This window comes from Syntrophobotulus glycolicus DSM 8271 (genome assembly GCF_000190635.1).
Classification (GTDB): domain Bacteria; phylum Bacillota; class Desulfitobacteriia; order Desulfitobacteriales; family Syntrophobotulaceae; genus Syntrophobotulus; species Syntrophobotulus glycolicus.
The window spans coordinates 1,774,446-1,794,511 of sequence record NC_015172.1; the positions used below are offsets into that span (position 1 = coordinate 1,774,446).

Annotated in this window: 19 protein-coding genes and 1 tRNA gene; 8 read left to right on the top strand and 12 right to left on the bottom strand. The window is 43.3% G+C overall.

What is annotated here, in order from left to right; all coding sequences use genetic code 11:
• Positions 1-41: 41 nt before the first annotated feature.
• From SGLY_RS08705 to SGLY_RS08730, 6 genes are all read left to right on the top strand, one after another.
• Positions 42-128, top strand: a tRNA-Leu gene (locus tag SGLY_RS08705).
• 188 nt (positions 129-316) lie between these two features.
• Positions 317-898: a TetR/AcrR family transcriptional regulator gene (locus SGLY_RS08710; RefSeq protein WP_013624916.1), complete on the top strand. Its 582-nt coding sequence runs from the start codon at positions 317-319 to the stop codon at positions 896-898.
• A 212-nt stretch (positions 899-1,110) separates the two neighbouring features.
• A complete protein-coding gene (locus SGLY_RS08715) occupies positions 1,111-1,632 on the top strand; it encodes an HD domain-containing protein (RefSeq protein WP_013624917.1) in 522 nt (173 codons plus the stop codon).
• Positions 1,598-2,440, top strand: a complete 843-nt coding sequence (locus SGLY_RS08720) for a putative ABC transporter permease (RefSeq protein ID WP_013624918.1) — start codon at positions 1,598-1,600, stop codon at positions 2,438-2,440. Before SGLY_RS08715 ends, SGLY_RS08720 begins: the two co-directional genes overlap by 35 nt.
• Before the next feature lie 285 nt (positions 2,441-2,725).
• The gene (locus tag SGLY_RS08725; RefSeq protein WP_013624920.1) at positions 2,726-3,193 is read left to right on the top strand and encodes a hypothetical protein; all 468 of its coding nucleotides are present in this window, start codon (positions 2,726-2,728) and stop codon (positions 3,191-3,193) included.
• Positions 3,194-3,631: 438 nt separating this feature from the next.
• Positions 3,632-4,822: a hypothetical protein gene (locus SGLY_RS08730; protein ID WP_013624921.1), complete on the top strand. Its 1,191-nt coding sequence runs from the start codon at positions 3,632-3,634 to the stop codon at positions 4,820-4,822.
• Positions 4,823-5,411: 589 nt separating this feature from the next.
• Here SGLY_RS08730 and SGLY_RS08735 read toward each other — a convergent pair.
• Positions 5,412-6,242, bottom strand: coding sequence for a M23 family metallopeptidase (locus SGLY_RS08735; protein ID WP_013624922.1), 831 nt, complete (start codon positions 6,240-6,242; stop codon positions 5,412-5,414).
• A 237-nt stretch (positions 6,243-6,479) separates the two neighbouring features.
• Positions 6,480-6,788, bottom strand: a complete 309-nt coding sequence (locus tag SGLY_RS08740) for a LysM peptidoglycan-binding domain-containing protein (RefSeq protein WP_041444754.1) — start codon at positions 6,786-6,788, stop codon at positions 6,480-6,482.
• A 136-nt stretch (positions 6,789-6,924) separates the two neighbouring features.
• On the opposite strand from SGLY_RS08740, the gene lexA reads away from it, so the two are divergent.
• Entirely contained in the window at positions 6,925-7,539 is a 615-nt protein-coding gene (gene lexA, locus SGLY_RS08745) for a transcriptional repressor LexA (RefSeq protein ID WP_013624924.1), read from the top strand.
• Here lexA and SGLY_RS08750 read toward each other — a convergent pair.
• From SGLY_RS08750 to SGLY_RS08765, 4 genes are all read right to left on the bottom strand, one after another.
• Entirely contained in the window at positions 7,536-8,618 is a 1,083-nt protein-coding gene (locus SGLY_RS08750; protein ID WP_013624925.1) for a D-alanine--D-alanine ligase family protein, read from the bottom strand. The genes lexA and SGLY_RS08750 overlap by 4 nt on opposite strands.
• A gap of 64 nt (positions 8,619-8,682) precedes the next feature.
• Positions 8,683-9,207, bottom strand: coding sequence for a signal peptidase I (gene lepB / locus SGLY_RS08755; RefSeq protein ID WP_013624926.1), 525 nt, complete (start codon positions 9,205-9,207; stop codon positions 8,683-8,685).
• 7 nt (positions 9,208-9,214) lie between these two features.
• The gene (locus SGLY_RS08760) at positions 9,215-10,477 is read right to left on the bottom strand and encodes a methionine gamma-lyase family protein (RefSeq protein ID WP_041445272.1); all 1,263 of its coding nucleotides are present in this window, start codon (positions 10,475-10,477) and stop codon (positions 9,215-9,217) included.
• A 175-nt stretch (positions 10,478-10,652) separates the two neighbouring features.
• The gene (locus SGLY_RS08765; protein ID WP_013624928.1) at positions 10,653-11,546 is read right to left on the bottom strand and encodes an AAA family ATPase; all 894 of its coding nucleotides are present in this window, start codon (positions 11,544-11,546) and stop codon (positions 10,653-10,655) included.
• A gap of 98 nt (positions 11,547-11,644) precedes the next feature.
• On the opposite strand from SGLY_RS08765, the gene SGLY_RS08770 reads away from it, so the two are divergent.
• Positions 11,645-12,853: a DUF401 family protein gene (locus tag SGLY_RS08770; protein WP_013624929.1), complete on the top strand. Its 1,209-nt coding sequence runs from the start codon at positions 11,645-11,647 to the stop codon at positions 12,851-12,853.
• Positions 12,854-12,967: 114 nt separating this feature from the next.
• On the opposite strand, the gene hfq is transcribed toward SGLY_RS08770, so the two are convergent.
• From hfq to SGLY_RS08800, 6 genes are read right to left on the bottom strand one after another with little or no spacing between them, the layout of a single operon-like run.
• Positions 12,968-13,219, bottom strand: coding sequence for an RNA chaperone Hfq (hfq, locus tag SGLY_RS08775; protein WP_013624930.1), 252 nt, complete (start codon positions 13,217-13,219; stop codon positions 12,968-12,970).
• A gap of 35 nt (positions 13,220-13,254) precedes the next feature.
• Positions 13,255-14,202, bottom strand: a complete 948-nt coding sequence (miaA, locus tag SGLY_RS08780) for a tRNA (adenosine(37)-N6)-dimethylallyltransferase MiaA (protein WP_013624931.1) — start codon at positions 14,200-14,202, stop codon at positions 13,255-13,257.
• 14 nt (positions 14,203-14,216) lie between these two features.
• Positions 14,217-15,038 carry a class I SAM-dependent methyltransferase gene (locus tag SGLY_RS08785; protein WP_013624932.1) on the bottom strand — a complete coding sequence of 274 codons (822 nt, stop codon included), beginning with the start codon at positions 15,036-15,038 and terminating at the stop codon, positions 14,217-14,219.
• A complete protein-coding gene (mutL, locus tag SGLY_RS08790) occupies positions 15,039-17,030 on the bottom strand; it encodes a DNA mismatch repair endonuclease MutL (protein ID WP_013624933.1) in 1,992 nt (663 codons plus the stop codon). It lies immediately after the preceding gene.
• Positions 17,014-18,369, bottom strand: coding sequence for a histone deacetylase family protein (locus SGLY_RS08795; RefSeq protein ID WP_013624934.1), 1,356 nt, complete (start codon positions 18,367-18,369; stop codon positions 17,014-17,016). The genes mutL and SGLY_RS08795 overlap by 17 nt, the downstream gene beginning before the upstream one ends.
• Positions 18,362-20,047 carry a hydantoinase/oxoprolinase family protein gene (locus SGLY_RS08800; protein WP_013624935.1) on the bottom strand — a complete coding sequence of 562 codons (1,686 nt, stop codon included), beginning with the start codon at positions 20,045-20,047 and terminating at the stop codon, positions 18,362-18,364. The genes SGLY_RS08795 and SGLY_RS08800 overlap by 8 nt, the downstream gene beginning before the upstream one ends.
• Between the last annotated feature and the right edge of the window lie 19 nt (positions 20,048-20,066).

The window sequence follows — 20,066 nt, forward strand, 5'->3', positions numbered from 1 at the left end:
GTTTTTGGAGCGAATGAAGTAAAATAGGAAAAGTGATTTGTGCCGAAGTGGCGGAATTGGCAGACGCGTCGGTCTCAAAAACCGATGGGGGAAACTTCGTGCCGGTTCGACCCCGGCCTTCGGCACCAGCCCTTTTACAAATTTTGTACCAAAAAAGGCCTATGGGAATGTGCCCAAGTGGTCTTTTTTTTTAATTAGGTTGACTGTATAGATCCAGACTAACCTTTTTGAGATATCATCAGGCTGAAGAGGGCAAAAAAAATTATGATAATTTTTGGACGTACGTACGAACAAATAATAATTGGGGAGGTGCACTATGGCGCGAAACACAGATAACGTAAACCCGTCTGAGAAAATCCTCAAAACAGCGTTTGAATGCCTTTCTGCAAGAGGCTATGCCAATGTATCAATGCGCAACATAGCTGATGAAGCCGGAGTCGTGTTAAGCCAAGTGACGTACTACTATAAGAATAAAGAAAGTTTGTTCCTCAAAGTTATTAATATGATGATGGATCAATATTTACGTGAAATAGAGAAAAAAATGAAATCTGCCACAGACGCCAAACAAAAGTTAGCATCCCTCACAGATTTCTTTAATGAATTGGTCCAGGACAACCCCAAGCTTCTCAAGCTTTTTATTGATTTTATCGCACAGGCTTTATGGATTCCGTCCTTTAGGAAACAGCTGGACAGATTATTTAATGATTTAACGGAAATTATTGAAAGAAACCTGGTGATTGACACAAAAACTGATCGTAGATATCTTGGATATTCTTCCAAGACGGTAGCTGAGTTAATTCTTGGCGCCTTGCTCGGAACATCCATTCAAATAATACTCGGTTCCGGCCGGGACAGTTCCTTCGAATCCTTAAATTTGGCAGAGAGCCTGTTAATTTAAAGAGGTGGCAAAAAAAAGACGCTCGGTAGTTTGCAAGCGAACTTATGCAAAGAGGCGAAGAGCAGAGAGAAGAACTGACAAAGTGATGGGTTAAATGTTTCAGTGCCGGAAAAATGGCAGGCTTTGAGAAGTGAACAAATCAATCGAAGGACTTGTGCTTTCCATGTTTCGGTCGAGACACTGAAAAACGACACGCAAAAGGAGCAATGGCAATGGTCGGTTGGATCATCTCAAAATTAAATATAAAGACGCATTCCTTGGACGACAAAGAATATATCGAATGTATTCGTGACCTGATCGACCATGATATGGTCAGATCAATGAAAAAATATATACAGCATGGTGATATCGACTGCCTGGAGCATAGCCTTTATGTGTCGTACAGCAGCTATCTGGCTTGCAGGCGGATGGGCCTTGATTATCGCTCTGCGGCCAGAGGCGGTCTTCTTCACGATTTTTTCCTGTATGACTGGCATATCGAAAAACCATACAAAGGGCTGCATGGTTTGAAGCATTCGTATATCTCATTGCAGAACGCAAATCATTATTTTCATTTGAACAGACTGGAACAGGACATTATATGCAAGCATATGTGGCCTTTGACGATAAAGCCACCTAAGTATAGGGAGACCTGTATTGTCATCGCGGCAGACAAATATTGTGCGTTTATGGAGATCTTTGATTTCGGAGAGCGAAAAGATGTGCGCAGGCTCAAAAGCCTGTTGTCTTATTAGTACGCTGGGCTGGAATGGAGTTGTTATGGTGATTGCGGAATGGTTTTTATGGTTGATGTCTTATAGCTTTATCGGGTGGGCATATGAATCCATCATATGCTCAATTGGTCAAAAAGAATTGATCAATCGGGGATTTCTCAATGGGCCTGTCTGTCCTGTCTATGGCTTTGGCGCGTTGGCTGTTATATTTTTTCTAGATCAGAGAACCTACAGTATTGTTATGCTGTTTTTCATCGGGATGTTTTTAACCTGTACGGTGGAATATATAACCGCGATTCTGCTTGAAAAACTATTTAATGCAAAGTGGTGGGATTACTCACAATATCGTTTCAATATTCAGGGACGAGTCAGCCTTTTAGGTGCAGTAGTTTTTGGTATACTGTCGGTACTGCTTATCAAGTATATCCACCCGTTTGTCGGGGAGATGATTGGCCAAATGCCTGCTTTATTGAAAATTGTTTTATCAATTGTTATTTTTATTCTTCTCATGGTGGATTTGTCTATAACTGTGCGTCATCTTCTGATTCTGAACAGCAGACTGAGAGATATGCAGTTGGCAATAAACCGATTTTTGGAACAGTATGCAAAACATGCCGGAGGACTTAAAGAATCTCTTCTGAGCAAATTTGAAGAAAATGAATTTTATAACGAACACATTAAAGATTTGGTCAGTCTAAGTCGGTTTCAGAATATACGAATTGTTAGGGCATTCCCAAGATTGAGATCTATTCACTATGACGATGCATGGCAAAAGTTTAAAAGCATTTTGTTAGGCACTGATAGCAGAAACATGAAAAATTATAAATGATTACTTAGAAGGTAACTATGATGTCTTTCGAAGCACATCAATTTAAAGTTATTCAGATCTTCGATTTCTGGATACTGCTTCAACAATTTTTCGTTTGCCGTTTGAAGCAAATTGAAATCTGAAAAGCTCAGGTATTTAGAAGATAGTATATCATGTTTTTTACTGTGCGATTCAAGTATCGATGCTGTGCATTGTACGGAATTGACCAGCGCACTTGGTTTCCCTCTCTATTTCTGATATCATAATAGAACTATGGGAATCGACAGTAATTTACCGGAGGAGTATATGGGGCACTTTGGCTTTTCATACGTGGGCTTGATTTTTCTGTTCATGCTGATAGTGCCCAATCTGATTTGGGCCAAAAATCAGCCCCAAGACTATAATTTCAAAAACGAAAATAGGGTCCTTCTCTTATTTGAACGCCTGGGACAAGTCCTTGTAACCTTTGCGGTATTGATCTTCTCTGATTTCAATCCCCGTGAATGGTCCCTTTGGACAGTATGGCTCGTTGCGGCAGTTTTCCTCATGCTGGCGTATGAAGCCTGGTGGATACGCTATTTCAAGAGCAAAAAAACCCTTGCTGATTTTTACAGCAGCTTTTGCGGCATACCGGTTGCCGGGGCAACTCTGCCTGTAACGGCATTTTTCTTGCTCGGCGTGTATGGGAAAGTGTTTTGGCTGATGCTGTCAGTGATGATTTTGGGAATTGGGCATATTGGCATCCACTTGCAGCACCGTAAAGAAATCCAGTAACACATTTCAATTTGGTCGCGAGACGGCAAAGAATTTCAGTCTGGCCCTTCTATCGGTATAGATTCTCGATATTCTGCAAAGAATAATTTTGGTCACATATTATACCCCGACTCCCTTACAATAAAAGCAGCCAGTGGAACGCACCTGGCTGCTTCTTTAATTTGTGCAGTCGATATCAATATTTTTTGGGGAAATAAAGGCGCTTAACATTTTTTTCCGTTAAACGTTTTTTTGATCAGTATCAACATTCTGAGTCCTAAAATCTACTTATTTTAGAAAAGGAATTGGGGATATGGATACAATTGCTCTGCGGTAAAATCTTCTGACAGTATAAATTTAAGCATTTTAGGCGGTTTGACTGCATTAATTGATCATTACTGATTGATGTCTAAATTTGCCAATGATATAATTGAAGTATAAGAAAAAGGGGGTAAGCAAATGAGATTTAAAAAATGTGGAATCGTTATTCTAATGCTTCTTTTCACTACGGTATTTGTTTCCGGATGTAACAGGGAACAGTATACAGTTTTTAAAGCGGCACTTAAAATGAATGATATTCAATCTATGCAGGAACATGGAGAAATTACATTAAACCTTGATGCCGATGGGCTTTCGCCTACATATGAAAGTAATTTTCTTGTGGCAAAATCGTATTTGAATGATGCTGTACTTTCTACTGAGACAAAAATGATAACAAATGAGGATCGTACTTTAACGAAAACTCAGGTGGATGCAAACTTAGCCGCGATGGATACCAACATAAGTTTTTCAGCTTGGATTGATTCTGATCTTACGGATAAACAGCCTAAGATGACTGAAATCTTTAAACTCCCGGCAAGTTTCTCAGCCTATTTGCCACCTGAATTTGCCGGAAAAGAATATATGGTATACAAACCTATGGAGGTAGCGGAAGATCAAGGGATCAGTATGAACTATACCGATATCATTAAGGCTTCAAAGGATATTGAGGAAAAATATATTTCATTTTTGAAGAAGTATGCTGTTCAGTATAACCCCGCCTTTATTGTAAAAAACACTCAACAGCAGGTGCTGCAAACAAAAGACGGACAAAAAACGGGAGTCTGGTATGAAATTCAGCTTGACGATCAGGAATTCAAACAGCTGATTCGATATACGGTAAATCATTTTATGAAGAGTGATGACGCTACTGCTTTTATCAAGGATATCATGATGACCAGTCTGGATATTGCTCAAATTCCTGATCAAGAAAAAGCAAAGCTTGAACTGGAGGAAGCGTTTAAATCATATTCTGAAAATTCCAATCAATTTCTCTCTGAGTTTAATCATTTTATTGATTCAATGGCGGACGTAGGAATAATTGGAGAAAAAGGCATTAACTTGAAATTCTTTATTGCAGACGGGTATATCATCAAGCAAACCGGATATATTGATCTGAATTTAGACCTTGAATCCTTAGCCCATTTGGCTGCGGATTTGAATGACATCAAGGAAGAGATTCCTGAAGATATAAAAGGGACAATTAAAATTGGAATAGGGTTCTCCTCTGAAGTTTATGATATCAACAAGGATATTGATATTAACTTTCCGGAAATCAATGATCAAAATTCTATTGATTATATGAAATTATTAACTTCAGTAAAAGAATAGAGAACTAAAAAACAGTCTCCTTATGGCTTTCTTTCATAAGAAAGTATAATATAGGCATTGCCAATTAAGATGAAACATGGTATCTGTTGAATTAAACGATACCATGTTTTTATTTCTAGTGAGAGATTATTCTGTTCTCTTCGACAATAGATAGAATAAAACAGTAGAGAAGGGGAGATAAGGTAATTGCTTAAAATATGTTAACAAGACTCTAATCATTAGTAAAATATTTCAAAATGATGTGAAATATGGTGCAATCCTTTAATAAGCAAATGTTTTTGCTTAAAACTTTTGTTTATTTTAAAGTTTTGAGAATCAAGATTTAGTACGTAAATATTAAAAATTCAAGTATTGATACCTAAGACAAGATTGTTAAATCTTATGATATACGTGAAAAGTACAAATAAATATGAGACTAATCTATAAAAGCTGTCTAGACACACATATAACCAAATCGAGAACTATAATGATGCAAACCATCTTAATAACCCAAAAGTCCATCTAAAACATTTTACTTTACATAATATTTATTATGGGACTCAAACTACATAAGCCGGTTTCTCCTTTAACAAAAATACCGGCCGGCTCTTTATTCATTTTTGAACTGATAGTATTCCCAGACCTTCAAATATGGGAAAGGATTAATCCATTTTCCATTGGGCAGCTCAATGCCGAAGTGCAGATGATCAGGTGTTGTCACCGCATCACCGGTATTACCCATAGTGCCTAACAGATCACCTTTATTGACTTGTTTATTGATAGATAAACTGCTGTTAATTGTATCAAGATGAGCATAATAATAATAATTTCCATCTGAGCCTCTGATCCCTACCCGTTCTCCCCCCAATCTATTCCAACCAAGCTGTTCTATGGTGCCCGTCGAGACACTAATGATGTTTGTGCCTTTTTTATTAAACAAATCCGTTCCTTCATGCCGTCTTTGGCCGCCCTCCCGGTCTGCTCCATATGTATCATCATAAGTGGGAGCTTTTTCAACCGGAAATCCATATTCTTCAGGATTGTATATTGTATAGTATTCTAAGATTCGCCTGAATTTGATTATTTTATTTTTTTCGGTACGGTTGATTCCTATCCAGTCTATATCTGCGAACTGTTTGTTACTTTCCAGTTGGGCAATGATAGTTTTAATATATTTGTCTCGCAGGCTGAGCTCTTTAGAATGATCATCGGTATATGGATCATTGAGCAGTGATAGGACAGCGATATAATCCTTCCAATTTCCAGGATATTTTTTTTGGTAATAAAGAAGCTGATCGGGTGAAATAGAATTGAGATATTCATAATCGAGTGAAAGCTGATCTTGATGAAGGTATTTGTAAAGAAAGGCACTGGCGGTCAAAACCGATATGCCTGTTAAAATAGAGATAATCAGAACAATTATTCTCTTTTTTTTATTCATAAAAAAAGACCTCCAAACTATTACGATCTAAATATATGGAGGTCAATGGATAAAAATTCTTAAATAATCCCTGGAACCTTTATATAATTTGTCAGCAGGTTGTACAAGTTAAATCGAGAAATCAATAAAACATACCCAATCTTCTATAAAAAGGCAGAGTATGTTTTATTGATAGAGTATTTATCTTTTATGAAGATCGTTTTTAGGTCATCAGGGTTGTTTATCCTTTAGTATCGATTACATTTTAACAGATGGCACATAGAGAATTTGACCGGGAGCGATATTATGATTGGGCAGTTTATTATATTTGATGATACCGGCGATAACATTGTCAATATTGGAAGCTCCGTCTAAATTGTTTGCGATCTCCCAAAGGGTATCCCCTTCCTGAACGGTTACTTTTGTATAATATGTTGCAGTATTAAAGCCTTGGCCGAATAATGTGCCGCTGTTGAGCAAGATCATGAGCAACAGCAGGAAAAGAAAGACTGTTAATGCTCTGACAGGATATTTTAATACATGTGTTTTCAGAATCCCCACCCCCAAACATATGTTCTTGTATCATTGTAATACGAACCTGTGTTCGTGTCAACGATTAATCGAACATAAGTTTGCTTTTTGGGGTTTTAATGGTAAAATACTATTATGCATAATTATGGATTATAATGGGGAGGTTGAAATAATGGAAGATCTGTCCCAGCGTCAGCAGGAAATCCTGGATATCATAAAAAGAGAAATAGCCAAAAAAGGCTATCCCCCTTCTGTCAGAGAGATTGGTGAAGCTGTCGGGCTAACATCCAGTTCGACAGTGCACAATCATTTAAATACTCTTGAACAAAAAGGCTATATTCGGCGCGATCCCACGAAACCCCGGGCAATCGAAGTGTTGGACGGCTCCGGCAATAGCGAAATGATGCACAATACCGTACATGTTCCCCTGCTCGGCCAGGTTACGGCCGGTCAGCCAATCATGGCAGTAGAAAATATTGAGGATTATTTTCCATTACCCTATGATATGGTGAAATCCGATTCCGTATTCATGCTGCGCATCCAGGGCGAAAGCATGATCGAAGCCGGTATTCTCGATCATGATCTTGTTTTGGTCCGTCAGCAAAATACCGCAAACAATGGGGAGATTGTTGTGGCGATGATTGAAGATGGAGCTACCGTGAAAAGATTTTATAAAGAGAAAGACTGTATACGCCTCCAGCCGGAAAATTCCGGTATGGAACCCATCTATGCCCGGAATGTCACCATTTTAGGCAAGGTTATTGGGGTATTCCGGCTGGTTGTCTAATCTGTGACGTTTAGCCGGTGAAATCTTTCCAAACCAAGCCGGATCAGCCTGTTCAGCAGCTCGGGATAAGAGACTCCTGTTGCTTCCCATAATTTTGGGTACATCGAGATATTGGTAAATCCGGGTAAGGTATTGATTTCGTTGACAAAGATTTCCTCGGTATCAGTAACAAAAAAATCCACTCTGCCCAAACCGGAAGCATCAACCGCTTGAAAAACCGTAACAGCGTATTCCTGAAGCTTGTTTACGGTTTTTTTATTTAATTGGGCGGGGATAATCAGCTTGGAATCATCGATATATTTTGCTTCATAATCATAAAATTCTTTACACGGGATAATTTCACCGGGGACGGTAGCCTGCGGGGTTTCATTTCCCAATACGGCAAGCTCAATTTCCCTGGCTTTGACTCCTTGTTCGATCACAACCTTATCATCATAAGCCGCAGCGAGCTTCAAAGCCTGACCAAGATCGGACTCTCGGCTGACCTTAGTGATCCCTACACTGGAACCCAAATTAGCAGGCTTGACAAAAACAGGGAAAGATAATTCCGTCATTACCTTCGTGCGGATACTGTCCGGATCATTGTCAATCTGGTTTTTTAACACTGTAATATGAGGTACGATAGGCAAGCCGGCCTGGGCAAAGACCGCTTTCATCCTGTCTTTATCCATGCCCAAAGCCCCGCCTAAGACACCTGAGCCAACATAAGGAACACCGGCTATTTCAAATAAGCCCTGAATAGTTCCGTCCTCCCCTTTTGGACCGTGAAGCACCGGAAAAATAAGATCAAATTTACCGTCACCAGGAAGTGTGTTCCCGGAAACCGGGATAAAACGGGGATTGGCCGGATCAGTGACTAAGGTAACTTGAACATCGTGACTGGAGACTGTGCCATTGTTCAGCTTCCAGGTCTGAGGATCAATCCCCCAGTACCATTGACCTTTTTTGGTTATTCCTACGGTTAATATTTCATATTTCTCTTTATCTAGAGCCTGAATAACCGAGGCGGCCGAAACCAGGGAAACTTCGTGCTCCCCGGATTCTCCGCCAAAAATGACAAGAACTTTCATCTTAGGCATTGAGTATTCTCCCCCCTGTCTTGGTTTAGCCGGAACCGAAAAGTTACAGCAATCATCGTTTCCGCTACAAAAAGATCTTGATTTTTGAAAGAGGCCAGTAACAGATCAACACTTTGCCTTGAACAAGCCCCGTTTCCACTAAGCCGTTAAATCTGGAATCGTCTCTCATATGTCTATTATCATTCATGACAAAAATATGATTTTCGGGAACAAGGACCGCCGGCAGATCAAAGGTTGTTTTTTCCGGCTGGTAAGGCTCATAAAGAGGCTGGTTATTGATAAAGGTCAGTCCATTTCTGATTTCAACGGTATCGCCTGAAAGACCAATGACTCTTTTGATCAAAAGCTTTGCATTGTCCGGTGAAGAGTATGAGACGATTTCTCCTCTTTTCCAGATATCCGGCCCTTTATAAACGGCAACCATACTTGAAGCAGGAAGCGTCGGCTGCATTGCCTGATCCTCTACTGTCAGCAAACCGAAGCAATAGGTTTTCAGAACCCAGGACAAGGCAAACAGAATTAAAGATATTTCAATAATATCTGACAGATAGGTCAAGAAAGATTTTTCCGTAGTTGTTTTTTTGAGCATAATCGCCTCAAGCAAGAAATCCCTTTTCGGATAAATTAAGAGCTGCTAAGATATTGGCCAGTTTAACGTAGTCAAAGGATATCCCTCCCTGCATATAAGCAACATAGGGTTCACGTATCGGCCCGTCTGCAGAGAATTCGCTGGTCGCTCCCTGGATAAATGTTCCACCCGCCATGATCACCTCGTCGGAATAGCCGGGCATTGGCGCAGGCAGTGGCAAGACATGAGAATCAATGGGGGAGCCCTTCTGCAAGCCTTGGCAAAAGGCAATCATTTTCTCTTTAGAGCCAAGCCGGACAGCTTGAATCGTATCTGATCTTACGGCAGCCGGTTCGGGATGAACGTCAAAACCCAGACTTTGCCAGAATACGGAGCTGAATACGGCGCTTTTCAGTGCTTCCCTGACGGTTAACGGACTCAGGAACAGCCCCTGGTATAAAAGGCGCAGGTGATCCAAAGTAGCCCCTATCCCTGTGCCAAGACCGGGAGCGGCAAACCTGTTGGCGGCAAGCTCCACCAGTTCTTCCCTCCCTGCGATATAACCACCGGCGGGAGCAAGAGTTCCTCCCAAATTCTTAATTAAGGAACCGGCCATAAGATCGGCTCCTACATCACCGGGCTCCCGCTCCTCAACCAATTCACCATAGCAATTATCAACAAAAATTTTGATGTAGGGATACTTTTCCCGCGCATAACCGGTAAAGGCCTCAATTTGAGCAATGGTTACGGCATTTCGCCATTCATAACCCCGGGAACGTTGAAGGATAAACAGTTTTGTATTGGGTTTTACGGCTCCGGCTAAAAGATCAAGCTGAATCTCACTGTTTTTATCTAACGGAATATGATCAAAATCTATGCCGAATTCCTTAAGGCTTCCGATATTCGTTTCTTTAAGGCCGATCACCTTTTGCAAAGTATCATAAGGCATGCCGGTTACTGATAAAAAATGATCTCCCGGACGTAAAAGACCAAAGAGAGCGGAAGAAATCGCATGAGTACCGGAAACAAACTGGTGACGGATCATCGCCTTTTCCGTTCCCATAATATCAGCCACGATATTGTCCAGGTTTTCCCGACCGCTGTCCCCAAGCCCGTAACCGGTTGTACCGGAAAGATGATATGTAGATATTCCGGATTTTTGAAAAGCGGCCAGGACCTTCTGATGATTATTCTGGGACACCAAATCCAGTCCTTTGGTATGATTGCTGAGATAATTCTGGGCCTGATGCAGGGCAAGTTCGATTTTTGACGGAAGATGATTTAAGTTGATCAAGTATTAACCCCCAAATGGTCATGTTGAAAAAATAACCGCATTCCCCGAAAACAGGATTCGACTTAAATCATTATACTAAAAACCTTTCCATATTGCGAAAAAATCATTACAATTTTCAAATTTAATGACAAATAATGAGGAAAAATTTGCTCCTCTCAGGTAGGGGGGCTGATCAGTCCCGGAAATCTTCTTCTTTAATCTGAATCAAATCTTCTCTGGAAGGTTTGGCTTTTTGATACAGCCTGACAGCTTGTTTCCGAATGGTCTTTTCAATAATATTTCTGACCATACGGGCATTCCCGGAATAAGGATGCAAAGAATTTGTGTATTGCACCTTTTTTTTAAAAGTAATCTTCGCTTCGGGGGATAATTCATACTGCCGTTTGCTCAGCATGGATTCACCAATAGCATAGAGTTCTTCTGCCGAATAATCCGGGAAAAAAATATGGATGGGGAAGCGTGAGCGAAGACCAGGGTTGCTTTCAATAAAGAAATCCATCTCATTTTTATAGCCGGCAAGAATGATGACCAGATTATTCTTCTGGTCTTCCATGGCTTTGACCATAGCATCGATCGCTTCCTTGCCAAAGTCCTTTTCCCCTCCCCTGGCTAAAGAATAAGCTTCATCCACAAATAAAATCCCACCTAAAGCTTTTTTAATCTGTTCCCTCGTTTTTTGGGCGGTGTGTCCTATGTATTCCCCCACCAGATCAGCGCGTTCGCATTCCAAAATATGCCCTTTGTTTAATACCCCTATTTCTTTAAACAGCTTACCGACGATTCTGGCCACAGTAGTTTTTCCTGTTCCGGGGTTACCACTGAAAATCATATGAAGGACTGTCGGTTCAGAAGTCAGATTAAGTTTTTCCCGGCATTTTTGAATCTCGATAAAAGCTTGAAGCTCATAGATCAGATTTTTGACTGTACCTAAGCCAATTAAATCATCCAGCTCTGTCAAGATTTCTTTTACTTTCTCGTTTTCCGGCTGGGCATTTGCCGGCCGGATCCGGCTCTGGCCTTTCATCACAGGAGGCAGGTTGTCTCTGAACGTAATTTTTACCGCCATTTAAGCACCCCCATCCTTTTATCTATATGCATAATATTAAAGAAGGTGTATGATTAGAAATATTAGTCTGAGAATATAAAGCAGGAGAGGAAAAAGAAATGACAACCTTGAAATTACTGCTTGTTTTTGTCTTGATGATGATCCTTCTTTGGCGGAAGAAGCCTCTGGCCCAAGTAGTTATTGCTTCTTCCGTGCTTTTGGCTTTACTCTGCGGAACCGGCCCGGCTGTTTTTTTTCAGATGGTCTGGAAAGCAACTTATAGTCAGACCACATTAGAATTGATCGCTGTTTTGGCCAGTATTATGATTTTGGAACGACTGCTCAGAAAACAGGGATATTTGGATCGTATGCTGAAAGCGCTTTCGGGTCTTTTTCGGGACCGGAGAATTGTCATGGCGATGATTCCAGCCTTTATCGGTCTGATGCCCAGTGCCGGAGGAGCCTTATTTTCAGCCCCTTTGGTCGAGGAAGCTGCAGGCAAATCCGTGCCGGCAGAGGAAAAAGCTTTTGTTAATTTCTATTACAGGCACATCTGGGAGTATTTCCTCCCGATTTACCCCGGTGTGCTCCTGGCCTCTTCAATCACTCAGATCCCTCTTTCCAAACTGATTCCCGCTTTGGCACCTTTCGGCATCCTGATCATCTTAATCGGCTTACCCTTTCTGTTTTCGATCAAACCTTCAGAAATACCGGCGTCCTCTTCAAGCGATAAAGAAGAACGCGGTAAACTCATTAAAGATGTGATCTTCAGTACCCTTCCCGTTATTGGGGTCGTTGCCCTGGTTTTGGCCTCGGTGAATGCAATTTTGGCTGTACTCCTGGTTGTCGGCTTTTTGGTTTTCAAGCACCGCTATACGCCCGGCCAATTGATTGCCGTAGTTCGGGAAGCCGTCGTCATCAAGACCTTAGTCATCATTTGGGGGATTATGCTGTTTAAAGAGGTTATGACCGCAACCGGATCAATCAATGATTTGCCGGTACTGATTGGCCAGCTGCCTATTCCTCAAATTGCCGTTTTGGGCATGGTCAGTTTTCTAATTGCTTATCTGACCGGTCAAACCGGTTTTTATGTCGGCATCGCTTTCCCTATTGTCGTTGGGGCTGCAGGCGGGCAGGTCAGCCTTCCCCTGGCGGTCTTTGTTTTTGTTGCCGGATCGGCTGGTACCATGCTTAGTCCCATGCATCTCTGTCTCTCTCTGACCATCGATTATTTTAAAACAAATCTGACCAAAGTCTGGCCGAAGCTTATTGTTTTAGAGACCATTTTAGTCGGTGTGGCTCTGATCAATTACTTGATTCCGCGTTAAAGCCAAACTGTTTCCTAAATAGAGAAAAGAACGCAACGAAATTTTCATTCGCTGCGTTCTCTTTTTCTTTCACCAGGAATCGCGGCCATTCATTACGGCCGAGGGGTCTAGGGTCTATTCTGCCGAAGTGCCCCCGGCAGCATTCATATTCATATTTATAGAGCGCAAAGGCATTATGGTCGAAATGGCATGCTTATAAACCATCTGCTGTTTGCCTTCAAAATCCAGTACTACGGTAAAATTATCAAAACCCTTGACTAACCCTTTAAGTTGAAATCCGTTTACCAGATAGAGGGTAACCGGAATATTGTCCTTGCGGATCTGATTGAGAAAGGTATCCTGTAAATTAATTGGTGATTTATTCATAATTTTACCTCCATCACCTTTTCTTACTATGGAACTTATTCTACACGAGATAATGCTTCCCTGCAAGTATGGAAAACATCAGAAATTATTTCACTTTTCGAGTATTTGTACGTATCATACCATTTTATTCGCGGATCGCGGCGGAACCAGGTGAATTGTCTTTTGGCAAAGTGCCTGGTGTCTCTTTGGAACAAGCGGAGCATCTCCTCGTATTTGGTCAGACCCCTCAAATACTGTATCACGTGCCGGTAGCCAATACTCTGCAGGGATTTTGTTTGATAAGGGTATTTTCTCAGCAGTCCCTCGACTTCCTGGATCAATCCTGCTTCAAGCATGCTTTCACAACGGAGATTAATCCTGTCATAAATGACCTGGCGGGGAGCATCCAGCCCCAGATAAATGACGGTCTGGTCAAGTGCAGGGTATTTGGTTTCCAGGTAATCTCTCTGTTCCGAGAGAGGCTTGCCGGTTATTTCGGATACCTCCAAAGCCCGCACAACCCTGGCCGTATCATTCGGGTGCAATCTCCTTGCTGTCGAAGGGTCTATTTCCGCCAATTTCCCATGCAGGGCCAAACTGCCATGATTTCTGACGAAGGTAAGCCACTTCGTTTTGATCTTGTCCGAACCTTCTAACGGAAAGGAATAGTCGTCAGTCAAAGAACGAATGTAAAGGCCGGTCCCGCCGACAATAATCGGCATTTTCCTCCTGGCTTGGATATCGGCAAGGATGACCCGGGCCAGAGATTGAAAAACCGCGGTTGTGAAGGGTTTATCCGGTTCCAGGATATTGATTAAGTGATGCCGGATTTCCCCAAGTTCTCCAAGCGAAGGTTTGGCAGAACCAATATCCAACTCTTGATAGACTTGGATCGAATCGCCGTTGATGATCTCACCATTTAATTTGCGGGCCAATTCCATGCCCAGGTCGCTTTTGCCGACTGCCGTCGGTCCGACGATAATGATCAGGGGCCCTTTGAGCATGTTCATTCCTCATTTTATTTAAGATTGATTTCACCATAGTGAAAAGAGCTGTATTTACCAGAGGGTACTATTGTAAAGCCTAATCTGTCAAATTCCCCGCTACCCTTGCGTTCCTTAAGCAGCACTTTTCTTCTGGCTACCCGGCATGCCTGCTCAACCGCTTCCAGCCTCAGTCCGGTCGAATCTGACCAGAGCTTCAGAGGCTTTATGGAGGCTGAGGAATCAACCGTACTGTTAAACATAGGATCAAAATAGACGATATCATAGGAACGATCTTTTAAGCTCCTCAAATAGTCCAAATGGTCACTATGGAAAAGCATGATCTTCTCTGTTCCCCTGATTAGCTCAGACCAAGCTCTTTCTTTCAGGGCATTTTTTAGTTTAGGCGGGCGCAAGCTGCTCATTTCCGTTATTCCCTCCCTGACTAAAGCATAGATCAGCGGAGAGGATTCCAAGGCGGTTACCTGACCACTTTGTCCTGCTGCCCAGGAGGCAAGCAAAGTATCTGAGCCTAATCCCATTGTCGCATCCAGAAAACAATCGCCTTTCCTTATTTCGGCAGCTTCCAGAAAACGGTCGGCTTCTCCTTTGAGAAGGTTGATCATCCTCAGTAAAGCCATGCTGGGATGGAAGAAAAAAGAGGTCCCACCCTCCTCCAGGGAAATTCTTTTTTTGTAAATTTTCAGCACAGGGCCGGAAAGGGTCTGATTTTTCTCCGCCAAAATCAGCCGGAGATCAGAATGCTCTTTCAGCCAGCGGACAATCTCGGGTTCCCCGTCAGCGGGAATTGTCGATTGATAGTAAATCAATTGCTGTCCATGATCAGCGGAGAGCATTTAAGCATAATTCCTTTTGAATTTTTTGGTCAGCTCTTCCTGGGTAATTTCGATGATGACCGGTCGACCGTGCGGACAGGTGTAGGGATTTTCCGCCCGGCTTAGATTAAAAAGCAGAGCCTGCATATCAGGAATACTTAAATAGTCATTCCCTTTGATCGAATTCCGGCACGCGGCTGTAAAGATCCATTTTTCAATAATGTTTTCCAGGGATACAGTGGTTCTGTCTTTCATCAGCTCATCAATAAAAGATAGAAAGATTTCTTCAGGCTTATCCAGGTTTTTAATCAGAGGCACCCCTCTCAAAAGATAGGTCCGGTCCCCGAATTGCTCAAGAATAAACCCGCTTTTTCTAAAAAGTTCAAAATTACTCAGCACAATTTGCTCTTCGTGTACGGAGAGGGTTAACGTGATGGGTAAAAGCAGCAGTTGGGAATCCGGGGTGTCTTTTTGAAAGGAACGGTAAAGCTTTTCAACCGTGATTCGTTCATGGGCGGCATGCTGATCGATGATATACAGTGATTGATCATCAGTTGCCAAAATATAAGTGCCCATGATTTGACCCAGCGCTCTCAAATTTCCTAAAGGATTTACGCTGTTTAAATCATTGAAATGATCAGTATGATTAATCTTATCCTTTATATCACTGGGATCATTCGCAATATGATTGATATTCGTATCAATAGCATTTGTATTAATCTCAGTGAGATCATTGATATTCTTTCCGGTAATCGCCTCCTGATGATTTATCCCTCTAGGATTCGACTCAATTTCATTTTGCTTTGACTGTCTGAACAAGTCAGACAGAGTTTCCACCGTTTCCATCGGTTGCTCCGTATGCCTGGAAGACGTATTTGATTTAGAACGAAAATCAAAATCTTTGTTCCGGGCATATACGGTCTGGCTTTCCTTCAAACTATCGGAGATCTCATTCAAAAACAGTGAAGTTTCTTTTGCTTGCCCAAAAGCGGGTGGGTGGAGATCTATGCGTTCTATTTTTCTTCCGTCCAGAACGGCTTTATTGAGCTGAGCGGTAAGAAAGGTCATGAGTTCGTTTTCTTGCTTGAATTTAATTTCCATTTTTGAGGGGTGAACATTCACATCATATAAAGAAGGGCTAAGCTCAATGTTCAAAACAACAATCGGATAAGTATTATGGGGAATCAGGGTATGAAAAGAATTTTTAACCGCTTGGCGCAGCTGTTTGGACCGGATGATCCGCCCATTAATCATCAATACCTGATAGTTGCCGTTATTCCTGGTGAGATCAGGCATGCTCAGATACCCGGAAACGGCATAATGTTCATTGCAAAAAGAGACCGGAACAAGCTTTTGGGCAATCTGACTGCCCATCACAGAAGCAATGACGTGCCGCAGGGAACCATCCCCCGGAGACATAAACACGGTATGCTTGGCATGTTTAAGGATAAAACGAACAGCGGGCTTGGTTAACGCCAGTTTGGAGACCATATCCGAAATCAGTCCGAATTCTGTCCCCTGGGACTTCAGAAATTTATATCTGGCCGGGGTAGTATAAAACAAGTCTCTGATGGTGACTGTTGTTCCTTTCGGACAGCCTGTTTCCTCAAAATTCTTAACTTCGCTGTTTTCTATAGATAATCTCGCACCCAAAGCGGAATCAGCAGTTCTTGAGACTATTTCCATACGGGAAACTGAGGCAATGCTGGGTAAAGCTTCTCCGCGGAAGCCGAGAGTAGCCAGGGTGTCTAAATCTTCAATATGACTTATTTTGCTTGTCGCGTGAGGAAGGACAGCAGTTTGCAATTCTTCAGGAGCTATCCCCGATCCATCGTCCCTGACCCTGATCAGGGCTGTGCCATTGCCTTCAACGGTAATTTCAATATGTTCAGCTCCGGCGTCAAGAGAATTTTCCACCAATTCCTTAACTACGGACAAAGGGCGTTCAACGACTTCTCCGGCCGCTATTTGGTTGATGCAGAGCTGATTCAGAATTTTAATCCTTTTTTGCATGCAGGTTCACTTCCTTACCTGAATTCCAGAAGCGTATCTCATTGTCTTCCTGATCCTGAAAAAGAATATTCCGGACAGCCGGCAGGTTATCCTTTTTCAGCAAATGCTCCAATACATCATATCCCGCCTGCCGGCACTGTGGACAGACCCCAAAGGGCAGTCTGATCAGATGCCCTGTTTCGGCAGTCATATGATTGAGGGAAATCATGAAAACCGTGCCGCCGCAGTGTCCGCATTTGCGGATATAATCCTTTCTGAATTCCTGGAAACAGTTCGTATCATAATAGATATGATTCTCCAGGCAGATCCATTTTCCGCCCGGCAAAAAATCCCCGCTTGCATAAGTCCAGTTCGGGGCGGCAGATTCCTGCTCTTGTCTGAGGTCTGACAAATAAGATTTGAACGTCTCTCCCCCAATGATCTTCCGTCTGCTTTTCTGGGGTTCGACTACTCCGGAATAATCTTCACCCGCCAGAGCCAAAAAGATAGCCAGGTTAACATAGGGCAAGGCTCCCTGAATGGAATACCCCCCTTCCAGTACCGCCAGGTCTGGCTTGAGGAGCTCTGTGATTTTCGCATAGCCTTGTGCCGTAACATTCATTGAGGCTAACGGATCAGTAAAATGATTATCCTGACCGGCAGAATTAATGATAAAGTCAGGCTTAAACTCCTCCAGGCGCGGTAATATCCAATTTTCCACAGTATAAAGCATGCCCTCGTCACCAACTCCGGGAGGCAAAGGAATATTCAGCTGGGTACCCCAGGCATTTGGCCCGCCTTTTTCCGCGGCAAAGCCTGAACCAGGATAAAGGGTGCGGCCATCCTGATGGATGGATATACATAGAACGTTGGGATCATCGCGAAAGATATCCTGGGTTCCGTCCCCGTGGTGGACATCAGTATCGATGATCGCGACTTTTTTGATCCCGTGATAGGTCCGCAGGTAGTTCACAACGATGGCCTCGTTATTTAGAGTGCAAAAACCCCGGTTGCCCCATACCGTAGAAAAAGAATGATGACCGGGCGGCCGGACTAAGGCAAACCCGTTCTTCAGCTCCCGGTTCATCATAGCCCGGGCCAGGACAATAGAGCTGCCGACAGCGATGAGGTGAGGTTCAAGCTCTCGATGTTTATCCGGATCGGGGTATAAAGCCTGGGTGCGGAGGACATCATGAAGACTGCCCAGCTCCGGCGAATATTGCTTAACCTGGGGAAGGTCGAGCACACCTTCCTCAAACAGCTGTTCCTGAGTATAAAGCAGCCTTTCCTCCCTTTCCGGGTGAGTTGGCCCCAGGGACCAGTCAAAAGCCGGGAAAAAGATGATTCCTGTTTTAGACATTGCTTACCCTCCCTCGGACTCCGGGATGAACATGCACTGCTCCTCTGACGATCTGGCCAATGGTCCGCTGGTTTTCTACCAAGGGAAAATAGTCAAGCGGCTCTGATTCTAAATTTTCCGCATCGATACCCATTTGCGCAGCTTGTTGGGAAGCGAGTTGATTTAAGAAATCTTCTATTTCCTTATGGGGCTTGAGGGAACCGCTCCAATTCCCCTGTTCCCCCGTTTCTTCTATTCCGTACCGGCCGAGGGACGTGTCCAAATTCAGAGTCCAGGAAAAAGTAGATTTGGCCATTGCCGCGCCAAGAGCATTGGAGACATCGGAACAAGGAACCGGCGATGTCTCCATCTTCAGTCTTTGAGCCAGGTAATCAGCAAGCCCGAAACTCCCTCCCCCGCTCAGGTGAACCCTAAAGTTCATATTGTGGTGAGGGTGCAGCACTTCCCATACCTTATAGGCCGGTTCTTCCCGCCATTCCTTCAGGAGCTGCTCAATGGCTTCTGCAATTGTTTCAACGACTTCCCCTATAATCTTTTCAGCCATTTTCTTGGCCAGCCGGGAGATCAGAATAGGGTCTTCCCGGTCAGAGGCAGGCAAAAGCCCGGCCATGGCGATGACAGCCTGCTCGTAGTTGCCGAATTTTGTGAGACGGAGACAGCGCAAGGCATCTGTGGGGGTCGGTTCTGGTCCTCCAATGCACCTGGCCGGTCCATGACGGAAAGGCTCAATACGAATTTTCCCCTTCCGCACTGTGATGGCCGAGTCTCCTCCGATAGGCAGGGACCTGACCGCCAGGGATCTGATTGATGTGAAATAGGGGCCTATTTGGGCCCCTTTGGCACTGCGTAAAGGGGCGTCGGATAAGACCAGGCCGATATCTGTTGTCGTTCCCCCAATATCCACAACCACATAGCTTTGCTCCGGGTTGTCCTGCTGGGCCATCGCACCAAGGATACTGGCGGCCGGCCCCGAATAGATCGAGTCGACCGGTCTGATTTTCTCAATCGGCAGGACTCCGCCATCTGCTTTCAGGACCCTGATTACAGAGGTGTACCCCCTGCATTCCAGGGCGAATTTTAATTGTGAAGCAAAATCATCAAAGATAGTTTGGGATGCCAAATGAAGGTAAGCAGTCAAACTGCGGCGATAAAAATTTGGCTGTCCCCACTGGCTGCCGGTCATGATTTCCACATGAGGCAGCTCCTTTTTCAGGTACTCAGCTAACTGAAGCTCATGAATATGATTACGATGAGAGAATTTACCGGCGATGGCAACCAGCGGCTGTTTTTCCTGTCTCAATTGTTCAACCAGTCCGGCCCATTCCCCCCGGTCCGGCGGCCGGACTTCCCGCCCGCGAAAATCAAGCTCACCCGTCAGGACATGAAATTCCACAGGCCAGGGTAAAGCACTGAGCTTCATGCCGGTACCGGGAAAAAGAACCAGGTGGACTCCGGGGGTGCGTTTTTGGAGAACAGCATTTGTGACCAGGGTTGTACTGACTGTAATTTCGTTGATTTCAGAACAGTCTGTTTCCAAAGTATCAATGGCATTGAGAAGTGTTTGCAGCAAATCATCCGGTTCGGTCATTACTTTACAACATCTTAAAAGAGAACAATCCTCTAAAAGTACGGCATCCGTAAAGGTACCTCCCACATCAATTCCAATTTTACGGCCCATCAATCAGACTTCCTTCCAT